This is a genomic window from Elioraea tepidiphila DSM 17972, from assembly GCF_000378465.1.
Taxonomy (GTDB): Bacteria; Pseudomonadota; Alphaproteobacteria; order Acetobacterales; family Acetobacteraceae; genus Elioraea; species Elioraea tepidiphila.
In genome coordinates this window covers 36,068-60,102 of the sequence record NZ_KB899913.1, presented here as the reverse complement: position 1 = coordinate 60,102, position 24,035 = coordinate 36,068, and the positions used below count along the sequence as shown (strand labels likewise).

Below are 24,035 nucleotides of genomic sequence, written 5' to 3'. Positions count from 1 at the left end.
ACAACCGGGGCCGGGTCACAGGAGCTCGCGGTACACGTCCAGGGTCGCCGCGCACATCCGTTCGGTGGTGTAGCGGGCAAGCACCGCCTCGCGTGCCCGCGCGCCAAGGGCGGCGCGTGTTTCCTCGTCGAGCGACAGCACCTGATCGAGCGCGGTCGCCAAGGCGGCGGCGTCGCCCGGCGGCACCAGGAGGCCGGTCTCGCCTGGCGAGACGGTCTCCAACGCCCCGCCGTGGGCGGTCACAACCACCGGCCGACCCATCGCCTGCGCCTCGACGACGACGCGGCCGAACGCCTCCGGCTCGATCGAGGCGCTGACGGCGACATCGGCCAGCATGAGCGCGGCCGGCATGTCGGGGCAGTCGCCGACGATACGTACGCGCGCGCCAAGCCCCAGCCGCTCGGCCAGCACCTCGAGTCGGGCGCGGTAGCCGTGTCGCCCCTGGTCGTCGCCGGCCAGCACCGCGACCGCGTCGCGCCGCGCCATCCGGCCGAGTGCCTCGATCAGCAGCTCCTGGCCCTTCCAGCGCGTGAGCCGCCCGGGCAGCAGCACCACCGGCGCGTCGTCGGGGATGCGCCAGGCGCGCGCGAGCTTCACGATCCGCTCGCCGGAGACGATGGCGGGATCGAAGCGGCGCGGATCGACGCCGCGCGGAATGATCCGCACGCGCGCGGGATCCGTGCCGTGGCGTTCGATCAGGTGCTCGGCGATGAAGGCGCTGATCGCGATCACCCGCTCGCCCGAGGCCATTACGGCGTTGTAGCGGCGCTTGAGCGGAAAGCCCTCGTTGTAGGTGCCGTGATAAGTCGTCACCCAGCGCGCGCCGGTGCGGCGCACGGCGAGGCGCGCGCTCCAGGCCGGGGCGCGCGACCGCGCATGCACGATGTCGATCCGATGCTCGCGAATCACCTGAGCCAGCTTGGTCGCGTTGCGCCACATCACCCAGGGGTCCTTGGAGGCGAGCGGCAGGCCGATGTGTTCGACACCGAGATGGGTGAGTTCCGGCACCAGCCGCCCGCCGGCCGAGGCGACCAGGGCGCGGAACCCGGCGCGCACCAACGCCTCGGCGACCTCGATCGTGCCGCGCTCGACGCCGCCCGTCTCCAGCATCGGCAGGACCTGGAGCACCGCGGGCGGGAGCGAATCGGCGGACATTCCATGGCGTGATAGCACGCAGGAAGGACGCGGACAGGAGTCTCGGATGGACGGATACGCGATGCTGGACGGGCCCAACGGCCGGATCGCCTACGTGATGACCCCCGGGCGGCGCCCGACCGTGCTGTTCCTCGGCGGCCTGCGCAGCGACATGACCGGCACCAAGGCGACCTTCCTGGAGGCGTGGTGCCGCGCGCGCGGTCAGGGCTTCCTGCGTTTCGACTACACGGGCCACGGCGCCTCGGCAGGCCGCTTCGAGGACGGCACGATCGGCGCCTGGTCGGCGGATGCGCTCGCGGTGCTCGATCGCCTGATCGAAGGGCCGGTGGTGCTCGTCGGCTCCTCGATGGGCGGCTGGGCGATGCTCAACGTCGCGCTTGCGCGCCCGGACGGGGTGGCGGCGCTGGTCGGCATCGCCGCTGCGCCCGACTTCACCGAGGAGCTGCTGTGGGCGCGCTGGGACGAGGCGACGCGCGCCACGCTGCTGCGCGACGGCATCGTCATCGAGCCAAACCCCTACGACCCGGCGGGCTACCCCTACACGCGTGCGCTGATCGAGGACGGGCGGCGGCATCTGAGGCTGCGCGGCCCGATCCCGCTCGCCTGCCCTGTGCGCCTGCTGCACGGGCAACAGGACGACGCGGTGCCATGGCAGACCAGCCTGCGCCTCGCCGAGCGCCTCGCCGCCGAGGACGTGCAGGTGACGCTCATCAAGGACGGCGACCACCGGCTCTCGCGCGAGGCCGACCTGTCACTGCTGGGCCGCACCCTCGCCGCGCTCCTCGGCCAGGATGGCGGCTAGCCCCTCGCGGTAGGTCGGGTAGCGCGGCGCCCAGCCGGTCGCGGCCTTGGTGATCGCGTTCGCGACCTTGCGACTCTCCACCCAGAACGACAGCGCCATCGGCGACAGGGTGCGCGCGGCCTCCTCGAACGGCACCTCTGGCGGGGATGGGAGGCCGAGGAGACGGGCGGCTTCCGCGATCACCTCGGCCGAGGGCGCGGGCAGGTCATCCGCGCCGTGCAGCACCCGCACGCCGTCCGGTCGCGCCATCGCCGCCAGCACGAGCCCAGCGATGTCGGCGACATGGATGCGGCTGAACGCGTGCCCCGGCTTGACGATGCGCTGCGCCCGGCCGCTGCGCACGTCATCCAGCGCCGAACGCCCCGGCCCGTAGATGCCGGCGAGCCGGATCAGGTCGAGCGAGGCGCCGCGCCTTGCCGCCATGGCCTCCCACGCGTGTTCCGCGCCACGGCGCCGCCGGCTGCGGTCCTGACCGGGGGCCGGCGCGGTGTTCTCGTCCACCCACGCGCCGCCGCGGTCGCCATAGACGCCGGTGGTGGAGAGGTAGCCGATCCACCGCAACGCTGGCGCGGACGCGATTGCGTCCGCGTGCCTCGCCAGCACGGGATCGCCGGCCTCGCCCGGCGCGGCGGTGGCGACCAGACGCGTCGCCCCCGCGAGAGCGGCCGCTGGATCGGCGAATGGCGCCACACCGATCCCGCCCTGCGCCAACGCCCGGGCCTCGGCCCGCGCCGGATCACGCGTGACGACCGTGACCTGCCAGCCGGACGCGCGCGCCGTGCGCGCGATCACGCCGCCCGTGTAGCCGAGGCCGAACACGAGGAGATGTGCACCATCCATGACCGGTGTTTGACACGCTGCGATTGGTTTGCAAGCCTCAACGAAACCCGAGGGAGGAATGCCGGTCCATGCGCACTGCCCACCCCGTGCTGCTGGGCGCAGCACTCGCCGTCGCCGTGGCGCTCGCCGCCGAGGCGCAGACCACGCTGCGCTTCGCGCACACCCAGCCGACCAGCGACACGCACCACGCCGCCGCGGTGCACATGGCCGAGCAGGTCGCGCGCGCCACCAACGGGCAGCTCCGGATCTCGATCCACCCGGCCGGCGAGCTCGGCAACGACCCGGCGATCCTGGAGGGCGTACGGCTCGGCACGATCGATATCGGCCAGACCGGCAATCCGTTCTACACACGGTTCGAGCCGAAGCTGAACGGGCTCGATATCCCGTTCCTGTTCACAAGCCACGAGCATGTCTATCGGGTCGTGGACGGCGAGGTCGGCCGGGGCCTGCTCGCCGAGCTCGAGAAGCACCGGATGAAGGGGCTTGCGTTCTGGGAGATCGGCTTCCGCAAGATCACCAACAGCCGTCGCCCGATCGTCACCCCGGCCGACCTCCAGGGGCTGAAGATCCGCACCACGCCGAACCCCGCCCATGTCGAGGCCTTCCGGCTCTGGGGGGCGAATCCGACACCGATGGCCTTCACCGAGGTCTATCTGGCGCTGGAGACGCGCGCGGTGGACGGGCAGGAGAACCCGCTCAACATCATCCGCTCCAACCGATTCCAGGAGGTGCAGCGCCACCTCTCCTTCACCGACCACGCCTACACGGTCTCGATCGTGTCGATGAACCTCGCCAGGTTCCGCGCGCTGCCCGAAGCACACCAGAAGGCCTTGCTCGATGCCGCGCGCGAGGCGGCGGTGCTGCAGCGCCGGCTCAACCGCGAGCAGGAAGGGCAGGACCTTGCCACCATCAAGGCGGCCGGTGTCGAGGTGGTCGAGCGGGTCGATACGGAAGCCTTCCGCAGGCTCGCGTTCGAGCCGGTGAAGGCCATCTTCGTCGCGCAGCACGGCTCGGCGCTGATCGACGCGATCCTGGCGGCACGGTGATCGCGGCGCGGGCGGCGCGGCGGCTGCTGGGACGTCTGCTCGACATCACCGCCGCGCTGCTCCTGCTCGGCGTGCTCGCGGTCACGGTGGCGCAGGTCACCGCACGCTACCTGCTCGGCGTGCCGATGCCGTGGGGTGAGGAGCTCACACGGCTGCTGTTCGTGTGGCTGGTGCTGATCGCGGCCTCGCGCGCGCGGCACATGCGGATCGAGCTCGTGTCGGACCGTGCCCCGCCCGGGCTTGCGCGCACGCTGCGCGGCTTCGCGGCTGCGCTCGCGGTCGTCCTGCTCGGGCTGCTCGCGTGGAAGGGGCTCGGCCTGATCGAGCTCACAGCCTATGACCGCTACACCGCGCTCGGGGTCTCGCTCCAATACCTCTACGCGGCGGTGGTGACCGGCGCGGCCCTCTGGATCGTCACGATCCTGCTCGACCTGGTGCTGGGGCCGGACGAGGACCGCAGCGGACCATGACGCTCGCCGTGCTGCTCGGGGTCATGCTGGGGCTCGCAGCCCTCGGCGTGCCGCTGGTGTTCGCGCTGCTCGGCGCCTCGCTCACCACGCTGCTGCTGTTCCGCCCCGGCGTGCCGCTGGAGGTGATGCCGCAGTTCTTCGTGGGCGGGATGGACAATTTCGCGCTGCTCGCGATCGCACTCTTCTTCCTCGCCGGCGAGCTGATGGGGGCTGCGGGGGTGACCGAGCGCATCCTCGGCTTCGCCCGCGCGATGGTCGGGCATATCCGCGGCGGGCTCGCGCAGGTCGCGATCGTCAGCTCGTTTGTGATGGCGGGGATCTCGGGCTCTGCCGTGGCGGACGCAGCTGCCGTCGGCTCGGTGCTGATCCGCGCGATGCGGCGCGCGGGCTATCCGGCCGGCTTCGCCGCCGCGCTGATCGAGACGGCCTCGATCCTCGGCCCGATCATCCCGCCCTCGATCCCGATGATCGTCTATGCGGTGCTGGCGGGCGCCTCGGTCGGCAGCATGTTCCTGGCAGGCATCGTTCCCGGTGTGCTGATCGCGCTCGGCCTCGGGCTGGTCGCCTACTGGCGCGCCGGCCAGCTCGCCCTGCCGCGCGAGCCCCGCGCCACCTTGCCGGTCCGGCTGCGCGAGACGGGACGCGCCTCGGCCGCCCTGCTCGCGCCGGTGATCATCGTCGGCGGCATCCGCGGCGGCGCCTTCACCGCGACCGAGGCGGGCGGCATCGCCGCCCTCTACGTGCTGCTGATCGGCATCCTGGTCTATCGCGGCCTGAGCCTTGGCGGGCTCTGGCGCGCACTCGTGCAGGCCGCGCAGGGGACGGCCTCGGTGCTGGTGATCCTCGGCGCCTCGTCCATCTTCGCCTGGATCATCGCCGACCAGGGTGTCAGCCGCGCCTTCGCCGCCGCGATCACGGATCTCAACGCCTCGCGGCCCGTGGTACTGCTGCTCCTGAACCTGCTGTTCTTCGCGATCGGCATGTTCCTCGATCCGATCGCCGCACTGATCATCCTGGTGCCGATCTTCCTCCCGCTGGTGCAGAGCCTGGGCATCGATCTCGTGCAGTTCGGCGTGATCACCGTGCTGAACCTGATGATCGGGCTCTGCACGCCGCCGGTCGGCTATCTGATCTACATGACCGCGACCATGGCCGAGGTCTCGCCCGCCACGGTGATCCGCGAGTCGCTGCCGTTCCTCGGCGTGCTGATCGCGGTGCTGCTGCTGGTGACCTATGTGCCGGCGGTGACGCTCGCGCTGCCCGGGATCGTCACCGGCCGCTGAGTGCGGATCACGAAAGGAGCCCCATGCGCATCGTCGATCTCACCGTGCCCATCGAGCCCCATTTCCGCTGGCCCATGGAGCGGTCGCTGAAGTCGGACTTCGCGCGCGGCGACCCGTTCCAGGTCACCTGGCTCGGCCTCGTCGTGCACGGTTTCACCCATATCGACAGCCCGCGCCACATGGTGCCCGACGGCCCGACCTCCAGCCAGGTGCCGCTGGAGGCGACGATCGGCGAGGCGGCGGTGATCCGGCTCGATGACGCGCCCGACAACGCCCCGATCGATGCGGACGTGCTCGTCGCGCGCGGCGCGCATGTCCGCCCGGGCGACATCGTGCTGCTGCGCACGCGCTGGGACGAGCGCCGCCGCCTGCACAGCCCGGAGTTCTGGACCGAGGCGCCGTGGCTGACGCGCGCTGCCTGCACCTGGCTGCTCGACCGTGGGATCAAGGCGCTCGCGCCCGACTTCCCGCAGGACTACCCCATCCGCGGGCTTCTGGGCGGACGGATGGCGCCGATGGAGGAGTTCGTCAGCCACGATGTGCTGCTGAGGAACGGCGTGATCCTGATCGAATACGTGTGCAATTTCGGCGCGCTCCGCACCGATCGCCCGACCATCTACGCGCTGCCGCTGAAGCTGCCTGAGAGCGACGGCTGCCCCGCGCGCGTGATCGCGGTCGAGCCGGACTGACACACGGCCTGTCCCCTGCGCTACCATCGCGCGCAGGATGCGACACCGGACAACCCGCTGGTTCCCGACCCTGATCGTGCTGGCCGTGCTGGCGGCCGGCGGGGCCTGGTGGCTCGCCGCTCCCGAGCCTGCACCACCGCGGATCGCGCCAGCCGTTCCCTCGGGGCCGTCGGAGACCCCCGACCCCGCAGCCACCCCACGCACCGAGCCCGTCGCCTCCGCCGAACCGGCCGGCTCCGACTACGAACGTTGCATGGGCCTCGCCATGGTCGATCCGGCCCGGGCGGCGGTGGAGGCGGAGCGTTGGGTCGCCGAGGGTGGTGGTGACGCGGCCCGGCACTGCGCGGCGACCGCGCTGCTGCAACTCGGCGAGGTCGAGCGCGCGGCCGAGATTCTCGATGCGCTCGGCCGCGAGGCGCTCGCGCCGGCGGAGGCGCGCGCCGCGCTGCTGGCCCAGGCGGGCCAGCTCTGGCTGGCGCTCGGCCGGCCCGACCGCGCCTATGCCGCGGCGACGCTCGGGCTCGCCGCCCGCGCGGACGATCCCGACCTGCTGACCGACCGCGCCATCGCCGCCGCAAGCCAGGACCGGTTCGAGGAGGCGGTGGACGATCTCTCGCGCGTCGTCGATCTGCGCCCCGACCGGGCCGAGCCGCTGGTGCTGCGCGCCTCGGCTTGGCGCCATCTGGGCCAACGGGCGCTGGCCGAGGACGATCTGGCGCGTGCGCTGGCGCTCCATCCAGCGAACCCGGACGCGTTGCTGGAGCGCGGGCTCCTGCGGCGTGATCAGCGCGACCTCGCCGGCGCGCGGGCGGACTGGGAGACGGCGATACGCCTGTCGCCGGAGAGCGCGGCGGCGGAACTCGCACGCGACCATCTCGCCGCCCTGGACGAGCGCTGACGGGCGAGCCGGTGATCAGGCGAGGGATCAGTCGGCGCCCAGCACCCGCACCGTGACGACCAGCCGTCCATCCGGCATCGTGTCGATGATGAAGCGATCCTCGCCCTGGAATCCGGGCCTCGGCGCATAGCGGACCGTCGGGTTGTCGATCGTCACCTCGCCGTTGGCCGGCTGGTTGCTCAGCCAGATGCGCGTATAGCGCGACTGGGACTGCGGGTCGCGGTAGAGCGTCAGGCTGCACGGCGCGCCGGTGTTGCGCATCTCGATCCGCCCCGGGGCGCCGGCTGCGCGGTCCATGCCGGCATGCACCACCGTCACGCAGCGCGGATCAGCCGGGGGCTGGCGCGCGGCGGCGGCGGGCGGCGGCGTGGGCGGGCGGACAAGGGCGGCTTCGCGCTGCGGCTCGGGCGGGGCCGGGGCGGCCTGGCGGACCGGCGCGGAGGTCGCCTGCGGCGCCGCAGCCGGCGATGTCGGCGGTCGCGGCGGGGGCGGTGGCGCGGCCGGCGTCGCGACACGAGCGGGCGGCGGGCTCGCCGGAGGCGGCGCCGGCGGATCGGACCGCACGATGCCGCGCGAGCCCGTCAGGGCGGCGATCCGGGTGCGCGCGAGATCCGTGAACACGCCATGCGGATAGCGGCGCAGATAGGCCTCGAACTCCTCCGGGTTGCGGCTGTCGCGGATGCTCTCCCAGAACAGCCGCTCGGTCGCGGGATCGGCGCTGGGCGGCGCGGCCGGGGCGGGCTGCGGCGCCTGGGGCTGCGGCGACAGGGCCGCGACCGAGGGGGGGCGTGGCGCCGCGGGTCGGAAGTAGAACTCGCCCTCCAGGCTCGCGTTCTCCCACGGAATCTGCGCCCCGCCGGTGGCCTCGCGCACGGTCTGGCGCACCCGGCCCAGCATCGGCCGCACCTCCAGACCTTCGGTTTCGATGTGGCGCAGCAGCGCGGCCGTGAACGGGCTGTTCCGCCCGGTGCCGTCCTGCGCCACCGTGCCCGGCGCGGTCGAGAACGCGACCAGCGTCCCCACCGGCCCGCGCACCGCCGCGAGGCCCGTTCCGGCGATGCCGCGCCCGCCCTGAGCCGCCAGCCGGAGCCGGAACGGGTTGTCGCGGCAGGCGTCGAGGAACAGCAGGATCACCCGCGCCCGGCCTTCGAGCTGGGTCATCACCGCATCGACATCGACGGTCTCGAACGGCAGGTCGCGGTCCGAGCGGATCGAGGCCGAGACCGGGATCAGGTGGTTGCGCCCGGCCACCTCGACCGCATGGCCCGCATAGAACAGCATCGCAGCCTCGGCGCCGACCGCGCGATCGCCGAAGCGCCGGATCGCCCGCTCCAGGCCGATGCGATCCGCGTCCACCACAAGCTCGCTGTCGAAGCCGAGCCGCGTGAGGGCGGCATGGATGTCGGTCGCGTCGTTCGCCGGGTTCGCAAGCGGCGGCGCCTCGACATAGGCGCCGTTGCCGATCACCAGCGCCACCCGCTGCGCGAACGCTTCCGTGCCCCAGGCGAGCACCACGGCAAGCACCAGGAGCAACGGCCTCATCATGCGGCTCGATTCCGCCGCCGTATCGGCCGCGAGGTCAACCCCGAAATTGCACCCGGTTCAGAAGTCGAGATCGGCGTAATGACCCGGCGGGGTCAGCCCCGGCACGCGGTCGGCGAGCAGGGCTCGGAAGGCGGGGCGGCACTTGATGCGCGCGTACCAGTCCTTGGCGGCGGGCGAGACCGACCAGTCCACGTCGCCCAGGAAGTCGAGCGCCGAGAGATGCGCGGCAGCGGCGAGATCGGCGAGTGTCAGCACGTTGCCCGCGAGCCAGCGCCGGTGCTCGGCAAGCCAGCCGAGATAGGAGAGATGCCCACGCAGATTCTGGTAGCCGGCGCGGATGGCCGCACCCTCCGGCTCGCCGCGCCCGAGCAGACGCTTCATCAGCTTCTGGAACAGCAGGTTCTCGCTGACTTCGCGGGCGAACTTGCCGTCGAACCAAGCGACCAGGCGGCGGCATTCGAGACGCTCGGCGGCATTGGCGCCGAGCAGCGGCGTCTCGGGGTAGGTTTCCTCCAGATAGGCGCAGATCACCGCGCTGTCGGGAATCGCAAGGCCGCTCTCCTCGACCAGCACCGGGACCTGTGCGGCGGGATTGAGGGCAAGGAACTCCGGCCGGCGCTCCCAGACCTTCTCCACCCGGAGTTCGAAGGCCAGCCGCTTCTCGGCCAGCGCCAGCCGCACCTTGCGCGAATAGGGCGAGAGCGGCAGGTGGTAAAGGAGTCGCATCGCGTGCGCTTATCGCACGCGCGCCGTGCCGCCGGAAGCGCGCGCGGGTGCGCCGCGCGCTCACCTCACCGGCACGTCATGGGAAGATGACCTCGTTGATCTCGCAGGTGTTGACGCGCCGCTTCTCGGCGGCGGTGTTGTTGTCGTAGACGACGCGGATGTCATAGATGCAGGTGCCATCGCGCGGCAGCGTCACGGCGAAGGCGCGTCCGCTCGGCAGCACGTTCTGGCCCAGCCGATCCGCGCCCCAGCTCTGGTCGGTGGCGGAGGAGACGAAGAGCTGCTGGATGGTCCGCCCGGACCGGTTCACGAGGCGAAAATCAGCGATCTGCTGACCAGGGGCGGTGCGACCGGCCGCGGTGAAGGCGACCTCGTTGACGTTGCACACATTCACGCGCCGCCGCTCCTCGGAGGTGCCGTCGGCGAACACGACGCGGATGTCGAACACGCAGGTGCCGTCCCGGCGCGGGCGTATCGCGAAGCGCTGCCCCGAGGCGAGCACATGCTCGCGCAGCCAGTCCGAGCCCCAGTTGGTGTCGGTCGAGGGCGAGACATAGATCTCATTGATCTGCTTGCCGCTGGTGTTCGAGACCCAGAAATCGGGGTTGGGCTGCGCCGCGGTCTCCAGCGCCGGCGCCATGAAGGCGGCGACGAGGACGCCGATGACGAACCATCGGATCATGAACTCTTCCTCCATCCCAGGGGCTGGCCCCCGGATGGCCGGTCCCAGTGTGGTTGCCTGTGTGTTGCACCATCGATTCTAGCGCGCGGGTTGCGGGGTCTCAACCCCGCCCCGCCGGTGCGCCGCGGCGAACGTGTCGGCCGGACCGGAACGGCATCAGCGCGGGAACATGATCATCACGCTGCGGTCCTCGGGATTCTCAGAGCGGTCCTGGCGCATCCCGAACGCGGGTCCCTGCACCAGGCTGTCCATGAGGCCACGCTGGACCCCCTGGGCCACCAGGGCGTCGCTGACCGCACGGATGCGCGCGAGCGCGAGCCGCTCGTTCGCCTCGCGCGATCCTGTCGGCGAGGTGCGGCCGATCAGGCAGACCTGGTTCTTGAACTGCGCCTTGATCTGGTTTGCCGCCTGCGTGATCGTCGCCCGCGACTGGCCCGTCAGCGCGGACGATCCGGCCGCGAACAGGACCGTGTACTGGTGATAGTTGGGATCGGCCGGCACCACGCCCGCGCAGGCCGCTTGCCCCATCGCCGACTGACCGCCGGATGCCACGAGCAGGATCAGTGTGAGCAGAGCGCGGCGCATCGTAGTCTCTTCCCCCGGGTCCGATCCCCAACCGCGCCGGACATGGACCCCGGTGGCATGGCCACGCGCGCATCCGGCCGATGCCGCAGCCTCTTGCCGCGGACCATCGAGCCTAGCGCAATGATTGCAGTCTGTCGTACGTCCGCTCTTGGCCGCGACCGGGAGTTGAACCGCCCGGCGCAGCGCGGGAGACTGCGCGCCGAGCACGAGGGAGGGCGCCATGGCACCCGAGGGTCTTGATCGCGGCTTGACGCCTGCGCGCCCGGAGCGCGTCGCGGTGCTGGAGGGGGCCGGGTCGCTGCTGCTGCGTCGCCTGCCCGGCGCCGCGGGCGAGGAGGCGCGGCGTTTCCTGGCCCTCTGGGCCAGTTCCGTGCCGGACGAGGACCTCGCCGCCCGCAGCCCCGAGGACGTCGCCGGTGCCGCGCTCAGCCTGCTCGACCACGTCCGTCGCCGCACGCCCGGCCAGGCGAGCGTGCGCGTCTTCAACCCGCGCCCGGAGGCGGAGGGCTGGCGCAGCCAACACTCGATCGCCGAGATCGTCACCGACGACATGCCGTTCCTGGTCGATTCGGCTCTCGCCGGCTTTGCGATCGCGGGCCGGGCCGTGCACTTGGTCGTGCATCCGATCGTCCCGGTGCGGCGCGACGCCGACGGCACGCTCCTGGCGTTCGGCGAGGCGGCCGGTGCGGGCGCGCCGCGCGAGAGCATGATGCAGATCGAGTTCGCGCAAGGCACCGACAGCGCCGAGCTCGCCACCGTCGCCGCCACGCTCAAGCGCGCCATGGCCGATGTGCGCACCGCGGTGGCGGACTGGCCAGCGATGCGCGAACGCCTCGCCGAGGCGATCGGCGCGCTCGACGGCGCGGACGGCGACGAGGCGCGGATCACGCGCGAGTTCCTCGCCTGGCTCGCCGACGACAACTTCGTGCTGCTCGGCTACCGCCGCTATCGGCCCGAAGGGAGCGGCATCGCGGCGGAGCAGGACTGTTCGCTCGGCCTGCTGCGCGACCCCGGCGTGCCGGTGTTCGACGTGCTGCGCGATCCGGCCCACCTGCCGCCTGCCGTGCGCGCCTGGGCGGCCGAGCCGACCCTGCTGACGGTCGCCAAGGCGAACATGCGCGCGACGGTGCACCGGCCGCAGCATTGCGACGCGATTGTCGTCAAGCGACGCGATGCCTCGGGCCGCGTCAGCGGGGCCGACATCTTCCTCGGCCTGTTCGCCTCCAACGCCTACAACCGCAACCCGCGCTCGATCCCCTATCTGCGCGAAAAGGTCGCGGCCGTGCTGGCCAAGGCCGGGGTCGATCCCAACACGCATGACGGGCGCCGGCTCTCCAACATCCTCGAAACCTATCCGCGCGACGAGCTGTTCCAGGCCGACGTGGACGAGCTGCTCGCGACGGCGCGCGGCGTGCTCGCGCTGCAGGAGCGGCACCGCGTGGCTTTGTTCCTGCGGCGGGACCGGTTCGAGCGCTTCGTCTCCGCGATCGTCTATGTGCCGCGCGACGTGATGGACACAAAGTTGCGTGCACGCATCGGCACCGCGATCGCCGAGGCGTTCCAGGGCCGGCTCTCGACCGCCTACATCCTGATCGGCGATTCGCCGCTCGCGCGCGTGCACTACATCGTCGCCACCACGCCCGGCGCCGTGCCCGAGGTGGATGTGCGGCGGCTCGAACGCGCGCTCGGCGAGATCGCGCGCAGCTTCCGCGACCGGCTGGCCGAGGCGCTGATCGCCGAGAAGGGCGAGGCCGGCGCGCTCGCCGTGCTCGGCCGGTGGGGCGAGGCCTTCCCGCCCGGCTATGCCGACCGGCGCACCGCGCGCGAGGCGGTGGCCGACATCGCGCTCGCCGAGGCGGCGCTCGCCTCGGGCACGCTCCAGCTCTCGCTCGCCCGTCCGCAGGGGGCCGCGCCTTATGCGCTCGCGCTGCGGGTCGCCAATCCGGACCGGCCGGTCCCGCTCTCCGGCATCCTGCCGCTGATCGAGAGCCTCGGCCTGCGCGCGATCGAGGAGGTTCCGCACCACCTGCATCCGGCTGGCGCGCGCGAGGTGGTGCTGCACGAGTTCGGCCTTGAGACAGAGGATCATGCGCCTTTCGATCCGGCGCGCGCGGGCGCAATCGCCGAGGCGTTGGAGGCGCTGTGGCATGCCCGCGCCGAGCCGGACGGGTTCAATCGCCTCGTGGTGCGCGCGGGCCTCACCTGGCGCGAGGCCTGGATGCTGCGCGCGCTCTATCGCTGGCTGAAGCAGGCGGGCTTCGCCTTCAGCCAGGGCGCGGTCGAGGCGGCACTCGCCGCGCAGCCCGAGGCGACCCGGCTGCTGGTCGATCTGTTCCGTGTCCGCTTCGATCCGGACGGCGCGCGCAACGCCGAGGCCGAGGCCGCGCTCGACGAGCGCTGGCGCGCGCTGCTCGATGCCGTCGAGAGCCCTGACGAGGACCGCATCCTGACGCGACTGCGCGCTGCCCTCGATGGCGTGGTGCGCACGAGCTTCTTCCGCGACCCCGCCGCCCCCACGATCGCCTTCAAGATCGACTCCCGCGCGGTCGGTGACCTGCCCCAGCCCGTGCCGTTCCGGGAAATCTACGTGCACGGGCCGCGCATGGAGGGGGTGCATCTGCGCGGCGGGCCCGTCGCGCGCGGCGGGATCCGTTGGTCGGACCGGCGCGAGGACTTCCGCACCGAGATCCTCGGGCTGATGAAGGCGCAGACTCTGAAGAACACCGTGATCGTGCCGACCGGCGCCAAGGGCGGGTTCGTGCTGAAGCGTCCGCCCGCGGCCACGGGCGATGCGGCGCGCGACCGCGAGGCGCTGATGGCCGAGGGCATCGCCTGCTACCGGTTGCTGATCGGCGCGATGCTCGACCTCACCGACAACCGTGTCGGCGGCAAGGTGGTGCCGCCCGATCGCGTGGTGCGGCGCGACGGCGACGATCCCTACATCGTCGCCGCCGCCGACAAGGGCACCGCCACATTTAGCGACATCGCCAACGGCATCGCGCTCGAACGCGGCTTCTGGCTCGGCGATGCATTCGCCTCGGGCGGCTCCAAGGGCTACGACCACAAGGGGCTGGGCATCACCGCGCGCGGCGCCTTCGTCTGCATCCGGCGCCATTTCCGCGAGCTCGGCGTCGATATAGACCGCGAGCCGATCGACGTCATCGGCGTGGGCGACATGTCGGGTGACGTGTTCGGCAACGGCGTGCTGCTGTCGCAGGCGCTCAGGCTGCGCGCAGCCTTCGACCACCGTCACATCTTCCTAGACCCCGATCCCGATCCGGCGGTGTCGTTCCAAGAGCGCAAGCGCTTGTTCGCACTGCCGCGCTCGTCCTGGGCCGACTACGACAAGAGCAGACTCAGCGCCGGCGGCGGGGTCTATCCCCGCAACGCCAAGACCGTGCCGCTTTCGGCCGAGGCGCGCGCGATGCTCGGCATCACGGCCGAGCGTCCGCCGCCCGATGCGGTGATGCGCGCGATCCTCGGCATGGAGGCCGATCTGCTCTATTTCGGCGGCATCGGCACCTTCGTCAAAGCGAGCCACGAGAGCCACGCGGACGCCGGCGACCGCGCCAATGACGCGATCCGCATCGATGCGACCGCGATCCGGTCAAAGGTGATCGGCGAGGGGGCGAATCTCGCACTCACCCAGGCCGCGCGTGTCGAGGCGGCGCGTGCGGGCGTGCGCGTCGATACCGACAGCCTGCACAACTCGGCAGGCGTGGACACCTCCGACCACGAGGTGAACCTGAAGATCCTGCTCGACGGGCTGGTGCAGGAGGGCGAGCTGACCGCCAAGCAGCGCGACGCCTTGCTGGCCGGCATGACCGACGATGTGGCCGCGCACGTGCTGGCGACCAATGCGCGCCAGTCGCTCGGCGTCTCGCTGGAGGGCATGGACCCCACGGTGGTTGGCCCGCATGCGGCGCTGATCGCGCGGCTGGAGGCCGAGGGACGGCTCGACCGCACGGTGGCCGGACTGCCGGACGCGGCAGCACTCGCCGAGCGTGGCGCCGCGGGGCTGACGCGGCCCGAGCTGATCGTGCTGCTCTCGCACGCCAAGCTTTGGCTGACCGACGCCTTGATCGCCTCGCCGCTGCCCGACGATCCGGCCTTCGCGCCCGATCTCGCCGCCTATTTCCCGGCTGCCGTGCGCGAGCGCTTCGCCGCGGCGATCGCCGCCCATCCGCTCCGGCGCGACCTGGTGGCGATGCTGCTCACCAATGATTTGCTCGACCGCATGGGGCTCGCGGCGTTCGCGCGCCTGGCCGACGGCATTTCGCCGGACGCGGCGGCGACGGCGGCGCTGGTGGCGCGCGAGGCGCTTGGGCTTGTCCCCCTGCGGACCGCGGCGGAGGCGGAGGACAGCGCGGGCGGCGACCCCAAGGCCCTCTATCCGCGCTTCCTCGCCTGGCGGCGCGCGCAGGAGGGGGCCGCGCGCGGCTTCGGCCGCGTGCTCGCCCCGGGTCTGCGCATCGCCGAGGCCGCCGCGCCCTACCGCGACCATGTCGCCACACTTCTGCCGGCCCTGCTGGAGCGCGATCCGACCGGCGGGGCGGCGGCGATGGCGCCGGCGATCCTGCGGCTCTCGGCCGAGGCGGGCGTGGCGCCGGACGCCGGCATGGAGGCGTGGTTCGCGGCCGGCACCGGGCTCGGGCCGGATGCGGTGCGCGCGGCTGCCCGCCACGTCGATGCGTCGGATGGCTGGACCGCGCGTGCGCTCGCCTCGGTCGCCGACGATCTTGCCGATGCGCAGGCCCGGCTCGCCGCCGCGGTGCTCGCCCAGGGCGGCGTCGAGGCGGTGCGCGCGGGCGCGGGCGCGCGCTGGGTCGCCGCCGAGCGCGTGCTGGCCGAGCTGGGCGCGCGGCCGGTGCTGCCGGCGGTCGTGGTCGCCACAAGGGCGGTCGCAGCGCTCGCGTGACGCTACGGAGCGACGACATCACGCGGCTGGCCGACCTGCCGCGCGGACGCCGGCGCGCCGTCATCGCCTGGTCGCTCTACGACTGGGCGAACAGCGCCTTCCCTGCCGTGATCGGTACCTTCGTGTTCGCGACCTACTTCGTGCAGGCGGTCGCCGAGAGCGAGACCGTCGGCACCTCCCAGTGGGGGTTCGCGATGGCGATCGCGGGGGTGCTGATCGCGGTGCTCTCGCCGCCGCTCGGCGCGGTCGCGGACGGTGCGGGCGGCCGCAAGCCATGGCTCGCCGGCTTCACGGTGATGGCGCTGGCCACCTGCGGTGCCTTGTGGTGGGTGCGGCCCGATCCGACCTCGGTGCCGTTCGCGCTCGTCGTGGTCGTATTGGCCACCCTCGCCTTCGAGCTCGGCACGGTGTTCTACAACGCGATGCTGGTGGACGTGGCCCCGCGGCCGATGATGGGGCGCATCTCCGGCTGGGGCTGGGGCGCGGGCTATGTCGGCGGGCTGTTCTGCCTCGTGCTGTGTCTGGTGCTGCTGATCCAGCCCGACCCGCCGCTGTTCCCGCTCGACCGAGCCGAAGCCGAGCATGTGCGCGCCACCAACCTGCTGGTCGCGGTCTGGTACGGGGTGTTCTGCTGGCCGCTCTTCCTGCTGGTTCCCGACGCTCCGCGGCGCGCGCCGATCCGCTCGGCGATCCGGTCCGGCATGGCGGCGATGGCGCGGCTGCTGCCGGAACTCCGCCGCCGCCCTGCCGTGACGCGGTTCCTGATCGCGCGCCTGCTCTACACCGACGGGCTGAACACGTTGTTCAATTTCGGGGCGATCTACGCCGCCGGCACCTTCGGCATGGCAACGGACGAGATCATCCTGCTCGGCATCGCGATGAACATCACCGCCGGGATCGGCGCGGGCCTGTTCGCCTTCGTCGACGACGCGATCGGGCCGAAGCGCACCGTGCTGATCTCGCTCGGCGCGCTTGCCGCGATCGGCGGCACGCTGCTGCTGGTCGAGGGCAAGCTCTGGTTCTGGCTGCTGGCCCTGCCGCTCGGTGTGTTCTTCGGCCCGGCCCAGGCGGCGAGCCGCACCCTCATGGCGCGGCTCGCGCCGCTCGAGCAAGCCTCGGAATATTTCGGGCTCTTCGCGCTCTCGGGCCGGATCACGGCCTTCGCGGGACCGGCGGCGCTGGCCGCGGCGACGGCCGCGTTCGACAGCCAGCGCGCCGGGATGGCGACGATCCTGCTGTTCCTGCTCGGCGGGGCGGCGATCCTGACGACGGTGCGCGAGCCGCCCGTGCGGGCGGTCGCGCCACCGTCGGTTTAGGCGGTCAGGAGTACACGTAGAGCGGGCCGATCACCATGTGATCCTCCACCCGCTTCACGCCCGGCACACCCTCGGCGAGCACACGCAGGGCGCGGCGATACTCGTCAGTGCCACAATAGCCGTAGAACTCCACCACGCCGTCCTTCACCACCACCGTGGTATAGAAGGTGCTGGCCCAGGGCTGCTTCTTCATCTCGGCCATGATGGCCCGGTAGATGCCCTCGTCGGAGGTGTCGCCGGCGGCGGCCTGCGGCGGCGAGACCAGGGCGCGCAGGAGGTCCGCGCGCGACACCACGCCGACCAGCCGCCCGTCGCGCGTGACGAACACGCGGCGGATATGCTCCTTGTCGAGCATCTCGGCGATGGTGCCCGCCGGCGTATCCTCGGTCACGGTCATCGGATTCGGGGTCATGATGTCGGCGGCGGTGCGGCCATGGCTCTTCACGTACTGCTCGGCCATCTTCGCCGGATCGGCGAACAGGCTCTTGAAGAAGCCGGGGGTCTCGTCGCTGCGGCCGGAGACCTGCTTGATCAGGTCGCCCTCGCTGACCACGCCCAGGATCTTGCGGTCGGCATCGGTCACGGGCACGCCGCTGATGTGCCGTTCGGCGAGCAGCCGGGCCACGCCCATCACGGGCGTGTTGGGCGCCACCGTCACGACATCGGGCGTCATCAGGTCTCGGGCTTTCATCGCAGTCCCTCCGGGCGTTCCTGTGCTGGCGGCGCAAGACTAGGACCGTCCCGTCCGCCGCGCGAGAGTATCTATGCGCCGGGCGGACGGAAATACCTTGCCCTATGTCAACCGTGCCCTGCACGGAACGGCTGGTCCGTTTCGGCCGCGTCCGGTAGCGTCTGCGGATCGGGCCCAGAGACCGGCGGCCAGTCGGCCACCTGGGGCCAAGGGGAGGAGAATGATACCTATGCACACCCGTATTCCTCGTCGCACCGTCCTGGGCAGTGTCGCCGCCGGTGCCGCCGCTCTGGGCGCACCCGCCGTCCTGCGCGCCCAGTCGGCCCAGCAGCTGGCCATCGCCACGGGCACGACCGGCGGCGTCTACTACCCGCTCGGCGGCGGCATGGCGGCGATCTTCAGCCGCAACATCCCGGGGATGAGCGCCACGGTCGAGGTCACCGGCGGCAGTGTCGCCAACCTGCAACTGCTCGGCGCCGGCCGGGTCGGCATGATCCTGACCCAGGTCGACGCCGCGGTGGATGCCGTGAACGGCCGCGACCGGTTCCAGAACCGGCCCGTGCCGGCGCGCGCGATCTTCGTCATGTACACGAACCGCATGCAGGTCGTGACGGTCGCCTCGACCGGCATCACCACCATGGCCGATCTCAAGGGCAAGCGCGTCTCCACCGGCGCGCCCGGCTCGGCGACGGAGGTGATGGCGTTCCGGCTGATCGAGGGTGCGGGGCTCGACCGCGATCGCGACTTCCGCGCGCGCGAGCGGCTGAGCCCGGCCGAGAGCACCAACGCGATCAAGGACGGCAAGCTCGATGCCTATTTCTTCGTCTCCGGCGTGCCAACGGCGGCGATCACCGACCTCGGCGCCACGCCGGGCGTGCAGCTCCGCCTGATCGATCATGCCGAGTTCGTGCCGAAGATCGTCGAGAAGTACGGCCCGGTCTATTTCGCCGAGGAGATCCCGGCCGGCACCTATCCGGGCCAGACCACGCCCAACAAGCAGATGTCGGTCGGCAACATCATCGCCGTGCGCGCCGACATGCCCGACGCCCTGGTCACCGAACTTGTCAAGAACATCTGGGAAGGCCGCGAGGAGCTCACCCGCGTCCATGCCGAGGCGCGCAACTTCAAGCTCGAGAACCAGAAGTCCGCGGCGGCCGGCATCCCGTGGCATCCGGCGGCGGAAGCCTACTGGAAGGCGCAGGGCGCGACGCTGAGCTGACGGTGGAACACGGGAGGACCCGTCCTGTCCGGGGCGGGTCTTCGCGCGTGATGGGACGGGTCGCGTGACGACGGCAAACCCGAGCGAGGAGCACCACCTGCCGCCCGAGGCGGCAGCGCTCGATGAGGACACCGCGCACAAGGTCGAGGAGCTGATCGAGCAGGAGGAGGGTGCGCTCAACCGCTATCGCGGCCCGCTGCTCTGGTTCGTCACCGGCCTCGCCCTGGCGATGAGCGTGTTCCACCTCTACGCCGCGATCGACATCGTGCCGACGATGTATCTCCGCTACATCCATGTCGGCTTCGTGCTCACCTTGACCTTCCTGATGTACCCGATGGCGCGCCGGTTCCGGCACCGGCTGATGCCTTGGGACATCGCGCTCGCCGCACTCGCGCTCTACGTCCTCTACTATCTGATCGCCGGCGGCGACGAGCTGACCGACCGCTACGTCTTCCCGGAGCCGATGGACCTCGTGGTCGGCTGGATGCTGATCGCGCTGACGCTCGAAGCGGCGCGGCGCACCACCGGGCCGATCATGCCGGGGATCAGCATCGTCTTCATGCTCTACGCGTTCTTCGGCAACCTCCTGCCCGCGCCCTGGACGCATCAGGGCTACGACTCCGAGCGGCTCGTGCCGCATCTGACGATCACGCTGGAGGGCATTTTCGGCACCGCCGTCGATGTCTCCTCGACTCTGATCATCCTGTTCACCATCTTCGGTGCGGTGCTGCAGGTGACCGGCGCGGGCAAGTTCTTCGTCGATTTCTCCTTCGCGCTGATGGGTGGCAAGGCGACCAGCGCGGGCCGCACCGTGGTGCTGTCTTCCTTCCTGCTCGGCGGACCCTCCGGTTCGGGGGTCGCAACCACGGTGACGCTCGGTTCGGTCGCCTGGCCGATGATGAAGCGTGTCGGCTATGCGCCGCACGACGCGGGCGGGCTGCTCGCCGCCGGCGGGCTCGGCGCGATCATCTCCCCGCCGGTGCTGGGCGCGGCCGCGTTCCTGATCGCCGAGTTCCTGAAGATCTCCTACCTGCAGGTCATCGAGATGGCGATCATCCCGACCTGCCTCTACTACGCCTCGCTGCTCTTCATGGTGGAGCTCGACCAGCGCCGGATCGGGGTGGACGAAACGGCGGATGGCGAGACCTACAGCACCGAGAGTGCGGGGACGCTGCTCAGGAAGTATGGCTTCCACCTGACCTCGCTCGTCTCGATCGTCGGCTTCCTGCTCTGGGGGTATTCCGCGACGCTTTCGGTCGTCTATGCGAGCGGGGTCGCGGCGGCGCTCTCGTGGCTCCGCCGCGAATGCGCGATGACGCCGGCGAAGCTGGTCACGGCGCTCCGCGAGGGCTCGGTGCAGGTGCTGAACGTCGCCGCCACCTGCGCCTGCGCCGGAATCATCGTCGGCGTGGTCACGCTGACGGGCCTCGGCCTGAAGTTCAGCGAGATCGCGATCCGCTATGCCGGCGGCTCGCTCGCGCTGACGGCGGTGTACACCGGGCTGATCGTCTGGGTGATCGGCCTCGCCGTGCCGGTGACCGCGTCCTACATCATCTCGGCGGTGATCGCGGCACCTGCGCTGATCAAGCTCGGGGTGCCCGATTTCGCCGCGCACATGTTCATCTTCTACTACGCTGTGCTGAGCGAGGTCTCGCCGCCGACCGCGCTCTCGCCCTTCGCGGCGGCCGCGATCACCGGGGCGGGGCCCTACCACACCACACTGATGGCGTGGAAATACACGCTGCCCGCCTTCCTGCTGCCCTTCGTGTTCGTGACGGATCCGCTCGGGGTGGGGCTCCTGCTGCAACGCTCGCCCGGCATGGGCTGGGACGATGTCGCGTGGATCACCACGCTGGCGACCTTCGGGCTCGGCCTGCTGGCCTCCGCGGCGCAGGGTTTCGGGCTGCGCATGATGGCGGGGTGGGAGCGCTGGGCGACCATGCTGGCGGGACTGCTGCTGATCTTCCCGAGCGCGGTCGATGGGCTGCTCGAATGGATCACCGGAGTGTCGATCCCATCGCCGCACTGGGCGGGACTGGCCCTCGGAGCGGCGCTGCTGGCGGCCCAGGCGCTGCGTCCGCGGGTTGCGGCGGCAGGTTGACCCGCGGATGTTGATCCAGGTCAGGGCGGCGTTGCACCCTGAGGGATACATGCGCCCGGCCGTTGGCGATCTGGACGATCCATGCGACTCAGCCGAATCCTGACGGTTGGTATCGCGCTCGCCGCGGTGATCGCGGGAGCCTGGTGGTATGCGACGCAGCGCCCGCTCGCCGTGCCTGTCGCCGCCGTCATGCGTGACGTGCCGATCCGTGTGTTCGGTCTCGGCACGATCGAGGCGCAGGTGCTCTCGCGCGTCGGCTTCGAGGTGCCGGGTACGCTGGTCGAGGTGCTGGTCGATCACGGCGACGAGGTTACCGAGGGGACGGTGCTCGCCCGGTTGAACCCCGCGAGCCAGCAGGCGCGCGTTGCCAAGGCGGAGGCTGCCGTGCTCTCGGCCGAGGCGGCGGCCCAGCGCGCCGAGGCCCAGCGGGCGCGCGCCGAGGCGCTGCTCGCCCAGCGTCAGGCCACCGCGGCGCGCCGGCGCGAACTCGCCGCGCGGGGCTCCGGCAGCATCGAGGCCGCGGAGCAGGCCGAGACCGAGGTCGCCGTCGCCGCCGCCGATCTTGCGGTCAATCGGGCGGACGCGGCGGTGGCCGCGGCCGCGCTCGCCGACGCCAAGGCGACGCTGCTGGTCGAGCGCACGGCACTCGCCAAGCACACCCTCACCGCGCCCTACGATGCGGTGGTGATCGCGCGCGCGCGCGAGCCCGGCACGGCGCTGAACCCCGGCGAGGCCGTGTTCACCCTGGTCGCGCGGGGCAGTCTGTGGGCGCTCGCGCATGTCGATGAGGGCCGCGCCGGCGACTTGGCGCTCGGCCAGCCCGCCACCGTAACCATGCGCAGCCGCCCCGGCGCGCCGATCGCCGGCGAGGTGGTGCGGATCGGGCTGGAGAGCGACCGCGTGACGGAGGAGCGGCGGGTCTATGTGCGGTGCCGCCAGTGCCCCGAGACGGTCTATCTCGGCGAGCAGGCGGAGGTCGTGATCGAGACCGGCCGGCTTGCCGCTGCGCGACTGGTCCCCGAGGCGGCGGTTCACGGCTTCGACGGCGCCGCCGGTACGGTCTGGACGATCGAGAACGGCAGGCTCGCGCAGCGCCGGGTGCGCTTCGCCGCGCGCACGCTCGACGCACGGCTGGCGATCACCGATGACCTGCCGGCCGAGGTGCCGGTGGCGGCGCGGGTCGGTCCCGGCTTCGCAGTCGGTCGGGCCGCGCGGGCGGTCGGCCCGTGAACCTCGCGCTTGCCGACATCCGCCACCGCCTCGGGCGGTTCCTGATGACCTGCGTCGGCCTCGGCCTGCTGATGGCGGTCGCGCTGTCGATGGTCGGCATCTACCAGGGCGTGGTGGCCGAGGCGCTGGCGCTGTCGCGCTCGCTCCACGCCGAGCTCTGGGTGGTCGAGCAGGGCACGCGCGGCCCCTTTGCCGAGAGCTCGCGCATCCCGGGCGATGTGCGCGCGATCGTCGCGCGCGTGCCGGGCGTGGCTGAGGCCGGCGCGATCACGCTGCGCACGGCCGAGGCGAAGGCACCGCAGGGCATCCTGCGGATGCAGATCATGGGCTACGAGCCCGGCCGACCGGGCGGGCCGTCGGCGATCGAGGCGGGCCGGGGCCTGGGCGGGGCGCGCTTCGAGATGGTGGTGGATGCACGCGCCCGCCTGCCGCTCGGCGCGACGGTGGAACTCGGCGGCGACCGTTACCGCGTGGTCGGGCTGACGCGCGGGCTGGTCGCGTCGGGCGGCGATCCGCTCGCCTTCGTGCATCTGCGCGACAGCCAGGACCTGCAGTTCAAGCTCGCCCCGCCGGCGGCGCGACGGGCCCTCGCGGCGGGCGCCGGGACAGGCTCCACCGACACGGTGAACGCGGTGATTGCGCGGCTCCATCCGGGGGCCGATCCGGACGCCGTCGCCGAGACGATCCGGCGCTGGAAGCATCTCGCGGCCCTGACCGATGCCGAGCAGGCGGACATCCTGACGCGCTCGGTGGTGCAGCGCGCACGCGTGCAGCTCGGCATGTTCACGATCGTGCTGCTGTTCGTCTCCGCCGTGATCATCGCGCTGATCATCTACACGATGACCATGGACAAGCTGCGCGAGATCGCGACCCTGAAGCTGATCGGCGCCTCGGACCGCACGATCGTCGGGCTCGTGCTGCAACAGGCGCTGATCCTTGGCGGCGCGGGCTTCGTCGCCGCGACCGGCATCGTCTTCGCGACGCGCGATTTCTTCCCGCGCGCCGTCGCACTCGGCCCCGCGGAGGTCGCCGTCATGGCCGGGGTGATCGGGTTCATCTGCGTGCTCGGCAGCCTGGTCTCGATCCGTGCGGCGCTCGCGATCGAGCCGCAGCAGGCGCTCGGCGGATGACCGCGCGCATCGCGCTGGAAGGGATCGGCAAGACCTTCGGCGCGGGCGAGACCGCGTTGCGCGCGCTCGACCGGATCGATCTCGTGGTCCATCCCGGCGAGGTGGTCGGGCTCAAGGGGCCGTCTGGCAGCGGCAAGTCCACGCTGCTGAACATCGTCGCCTGCATCCTCGAACCGACCGACGGGCGGCTCGCCCTGGACGGCGAGACGGTGTGGGACGGGCGCTACCGCGTCGCCGATCTGCGCCGGCTCCGGCGCGAGCGGATCGGCTTAATCTTCCAGTTCCACAACCTGCTGCCGTTCCTGACCGCGACCGACAACGTGGCGCTGGCGATGACGCTCGCCGGAACCGATCCCGCCAAGGCCCGCGGGCGTGCGCGTGACCTGCTCGACTACCTCCAGATCGGCAAGCGCGCCGGCGCCATGCCCTCGCGGCTCTCCGGCGGCGAGGCGCAGCGCGTGGCGATCGCGCGCGCGCTCGCCAACCGGCCCGGGATCATCCTCGCCGACGAGCCGACCGCCGCCCTCGACTCCGAACGCGCCCGCGTGGTGATGGACCTGCTGCGCCAGGTCGCACAGGACCAGCAGGCCGCCATCCTGGTCGTGACCCATGACGAGAAGATCTTCGACCGCTTCGACCGCATGGTCGCCTTGCGCGACGGCCGGATCGAGCAGGACTGGCGGCGCGCGGCGTGAACGGACGTTCCAGC

At 71.7% G+C, this 24,035-nt stretch carries 20 protein-coding genes; 13 read left to right on the top strand and 7 right to left on the bottom strand.

Annotated elements, in window-relative coordinates:
* Positions 1 to 15: 15 nt before the first annotated feature.
* The gene (locus F563_RS0104420; protein ID WP_019013436.1) at positions 16 to 1,155 is read right to left on the bottom strand and encodes a glycosyltransferase family 4 protein; all 1,140 of its coding nucleotides are present in this window, start codon (positions 1,153 to 1,155) and stop codon (positions 16 to 18) included.
* Positions 1,156 to 1,201: 46 nt separating this feature from the next.
* Between F563_RS0104420 and F563_RS0104415 the strand changes: the two genes are divergently transcribed.
* A complete protein-coding gene (locus tag F563_RS0104415; RefSeq protein ID WP_019013435.1) occupies positions 1,202 to 1,957 on the top strand; it encodes an alpha/beta hydrolase in 756 nt (251 codons plus the stop codon).
* Here F563_RS0104415 and F563_RS0104410 read toward each other — a convergent pair.
* Complete coding sequence (locus F563_RS0104410; protein ID WP_019013434.1) at positions 1,907 to 2,797, bottom strand: SDR family oxidoreductase; 891 nt, start codon at positions 2,795 to 2,797, stop codon at positions 1,907 to 1,909. The two genes, F563_RS0104415 and F563_RS0104410, sit on opposite strands and share 51 nt — an antisense overlap.
* Positions 2,798 to 2,865: 68 nt before the next feature.
* Between F563_RS0104410 and F563_RS0104405 the strand changes: the two genes are divergently transcribed.
* Genes F563_RS0104405 through F563_RS21550 form a run of 5 tightly spaced genes read left to right on the top strand, consistent with a single transcriptional unit; the run spans position 2,866 to position 7,183 of the window.
* The gene (locus tag F563_RS0104405) at positions 2,866 to 3,843 is read left to right on the top strand and encodes a DctP family TRAP transporter solute-binding subunit (protein WP_019013433.1); all 978 of its coding nucleotides are present in this window, start codon (positions 2,866 to 2,868) and stop codon (positions 3,841 to 3,843) included.
* Positions 3,840 to 4,313, top strand: coding sequence for a TRAP transporter small permease (locus F563_RS0104400; protein ID WP_019013432.1), 474 nt, complete (start codon positions 3,840 to 3,842; stop codon positions 4,311 to 4,313). The genes F563_RS0104405 and F563_RS0104400 overlap by 4 nt, the downstream gene beginning before the upstream one ends.
* Positions 4,310 to 5,596 carry a TRAP transporter large permease gene (locus F563_RS0104395; RefSeq protein WP_019013431.1) on the top strand — a complete coding sequence of 429 codons (1,287 nt, stop codon included), beginning with the start codon at positions 4,310 to 4,312 and terminating at the stop codon, positions 5,594 to 5,596. The genes F563_RS0104400 and F563_RS0104395 overlap by 4 nt, the downstream gene beginning before the upstream one ends.
* Positions 5,597 to 5,619: 23 nt before the next feature.
* Positions 5,620 to 6,285 carry a cyclase family protein gene (locus F563_RS0104390; RefSeq protein ID WP_019013430.1) on the top strand — a complete coding sequence of 222 codons (666 nt, stop codon included), beginning with the start codon at positions 5,620 to 5,622 and terminating at the stop codon, positions 6,283 to 6,285.
* A gap of 37 nt (positions 6,286 to 6,322) precedes the next feature.
* Positions 6,323 to 7,183 (top strand): tetratricopeptide repeat protein, encoded by an 861-nt coding sequence (locus F563_RS21550; protein ID WP_156825062.1) that lies wholly within the window; start codon positions 6,323 to 6,325, stop codon positions 7,181 to 7,183.
* A 27-nt stretch (positions 7,184 to 7,210) separates the two neighbouring features.
* Here F563_RS21550 and F563_RS23775 read toward each other — a convergent pair whose 3' ends face one another.
* The 4 genes from F563_RS23775 to F563_RS24295 form a co-directional block, all read right to left on the bottom strand.
* Positions 7,211 to 8,728, bottom strand: a complete 1,518-nt coding sequence (locus tag F563_RS23775; RefSeq protein WP_051089322.1) for a caspase family protein — start codon at positions 8,726 to 8,728, stop codon at positions 7,211 to 7,213.
* Between the two features lie 57 nt (positions 8,729 to 8,785).
* Positions 8,786 to 9,454, bottom strand: coding sequence for an FtsZ-binding protein FzlA (gene fzlA / locus F563_RS0104375; protein WP_019013428.1), 669 nt, complete (start codon positions 9,452 to 9,454; stop codon positions 8,786 to 8,788).
* A 76-nt stretch (positions 9,455 to 9,530) separates the two neighbouring features.
* Entirely contained in the window at positions 9,531 to 10,136 is a 606-nt protein-coding gene (locus F563_RS23770) for a hypothetical protein (protein WP_026299328.1), read from the bottom strand.
* Positions 10,137 to 10,292: 156 nt separating this feature from the next.
* Complete coding sequence (locus F563_RS24295; protein ID WP_019013426.1) at positions 10,293 to 10,721, bottom strand: OmpA family protein; 429 nt, start codon at positions 10,719 to 10,721, stop codon at positions 10,293 to 10,295.
* Between the two features lie 220 nt (positions 10,722 to 10,941).
* Between F563_RS24295 and F563_RS21535 the strand changes: the two genes are divergently transcribed.
* Together F563_RS21535 and F563_RS0104355 are read left to right on the top strand one after the other, a co-directional pair.
* On the top strand, positions 10,942 to 15,639 hold the full coding sequence (locus F563_RS21535; protein ID WP_019013425.1) for an NAD-glutamate dehydrogenase: 4,698 nt from the start codon (positions 10,942 to 10,944) through the stop codon (positions 15,637 to 15,639).
* A complete protein-coding gene (locus F563_RS0104355) occupies positions 15,636 to 16,955 on the top strand; it encodes an MFS transporter (protein ID WP_019013424.1) in 1,320 nt (439 codons plus the stop codon). The genes F563_RS21535 and F563_RS0104355 overlap by 4 nt, the downstream gene beginning before the upstream one ends.
* Before the next feature lie 4 nt (positions 16,956 to 16,959).
* Here F563_RS0104355 and F563_RS0104350 read toward each other — a convergent pair whose 3' ends face one another.
* Positions 16,960 to 17,646: a CBS domain-containing protein gene (locus tag F563_RS0104350; RefSeq protein ID WP_026299327.1), complete on the bottom strand. Its 687-nt coding sequence runs from the start codon at positions 17,644 to 17,646 to the stop codon at positions 16,960 to 16,962.
* Between the two features lie 229 nt (positions 17,647 to 17,875).
* Between F563_RS0104350 and F563_RS0104345 the strand changes: the two genes are divergently transcribed.
* The 5 genes from F563_RS0104345 (at position 17,876) to F563_RS0104325 (ending at position 24,021) form a co-directional block, all read left to right on the top strand.
* A complete protein-coding gene (locus tag F563_RS0104345) occupies positions 17,876 to 18,865 on the top strand; it encodes a TAXI family TRAP transporter solute-binding subunit (protein WP_019013422.1) in 990 nt (329 codons plus the stop codon).
* Between the two features lie 64 nt (positions 18,866 to 18,929).
* Positions 18,930 to 20,966 (top strand): TRAP transporter permease, encoded by a 2,037-nt coding sequence (locus tag F563_RS0104340; protein WP_019013421.1) that lies wholly within the window; start codon positions 18,930 to 18,932, stop codon positions 20,964 to 20,966.
* A gap of 81 nt (positions 20,967 to 21,047) precedes the next feature.
* Positions 21,048 to 22,196, top strand: coding sequence for an efflux RND transporter periplasmic adaptor subunit (locus F563_RS0104335; RefSeq protein WP_019013420.1), 1,149 nt, complete (start codon positions 21,048 to 21,050; stop codon positions 22,194 to 22,196).
* Positions 22,193 to 23,326, top strand: coding sequence for an ABC transporter permease (locus tag F563_RS0104330; RefSeq protein WP_019013419.1), 1,134 nt, complete (start codon positions 22,193 to 22,195; stop codon positions 23,324 to 23,326). Before F563_RS0104335 ends, F563_RS0104330 begins: the two co-directional genes overlap by 4 nt.
* Positions 23,323 to 24,021 carry an ABC transporter ATP-binding protein gene (locus F563_RS0104325; protein WP_019013418.1) on the top strand — a complete coding sequence of 233 codons (699 nt, stop codon included), beginning with the start codon at positions 23,323 to 23,325 and terminating at the stop codon, positions 24,019 to 24,021. The genes F563_RS0104330 and F563_RS0104325 overlap by 4 nt, the downstream gene beginning before the upstream one ends.
* Positions 24,022 to 24,035: the final 14 nt, after the last annotated feature.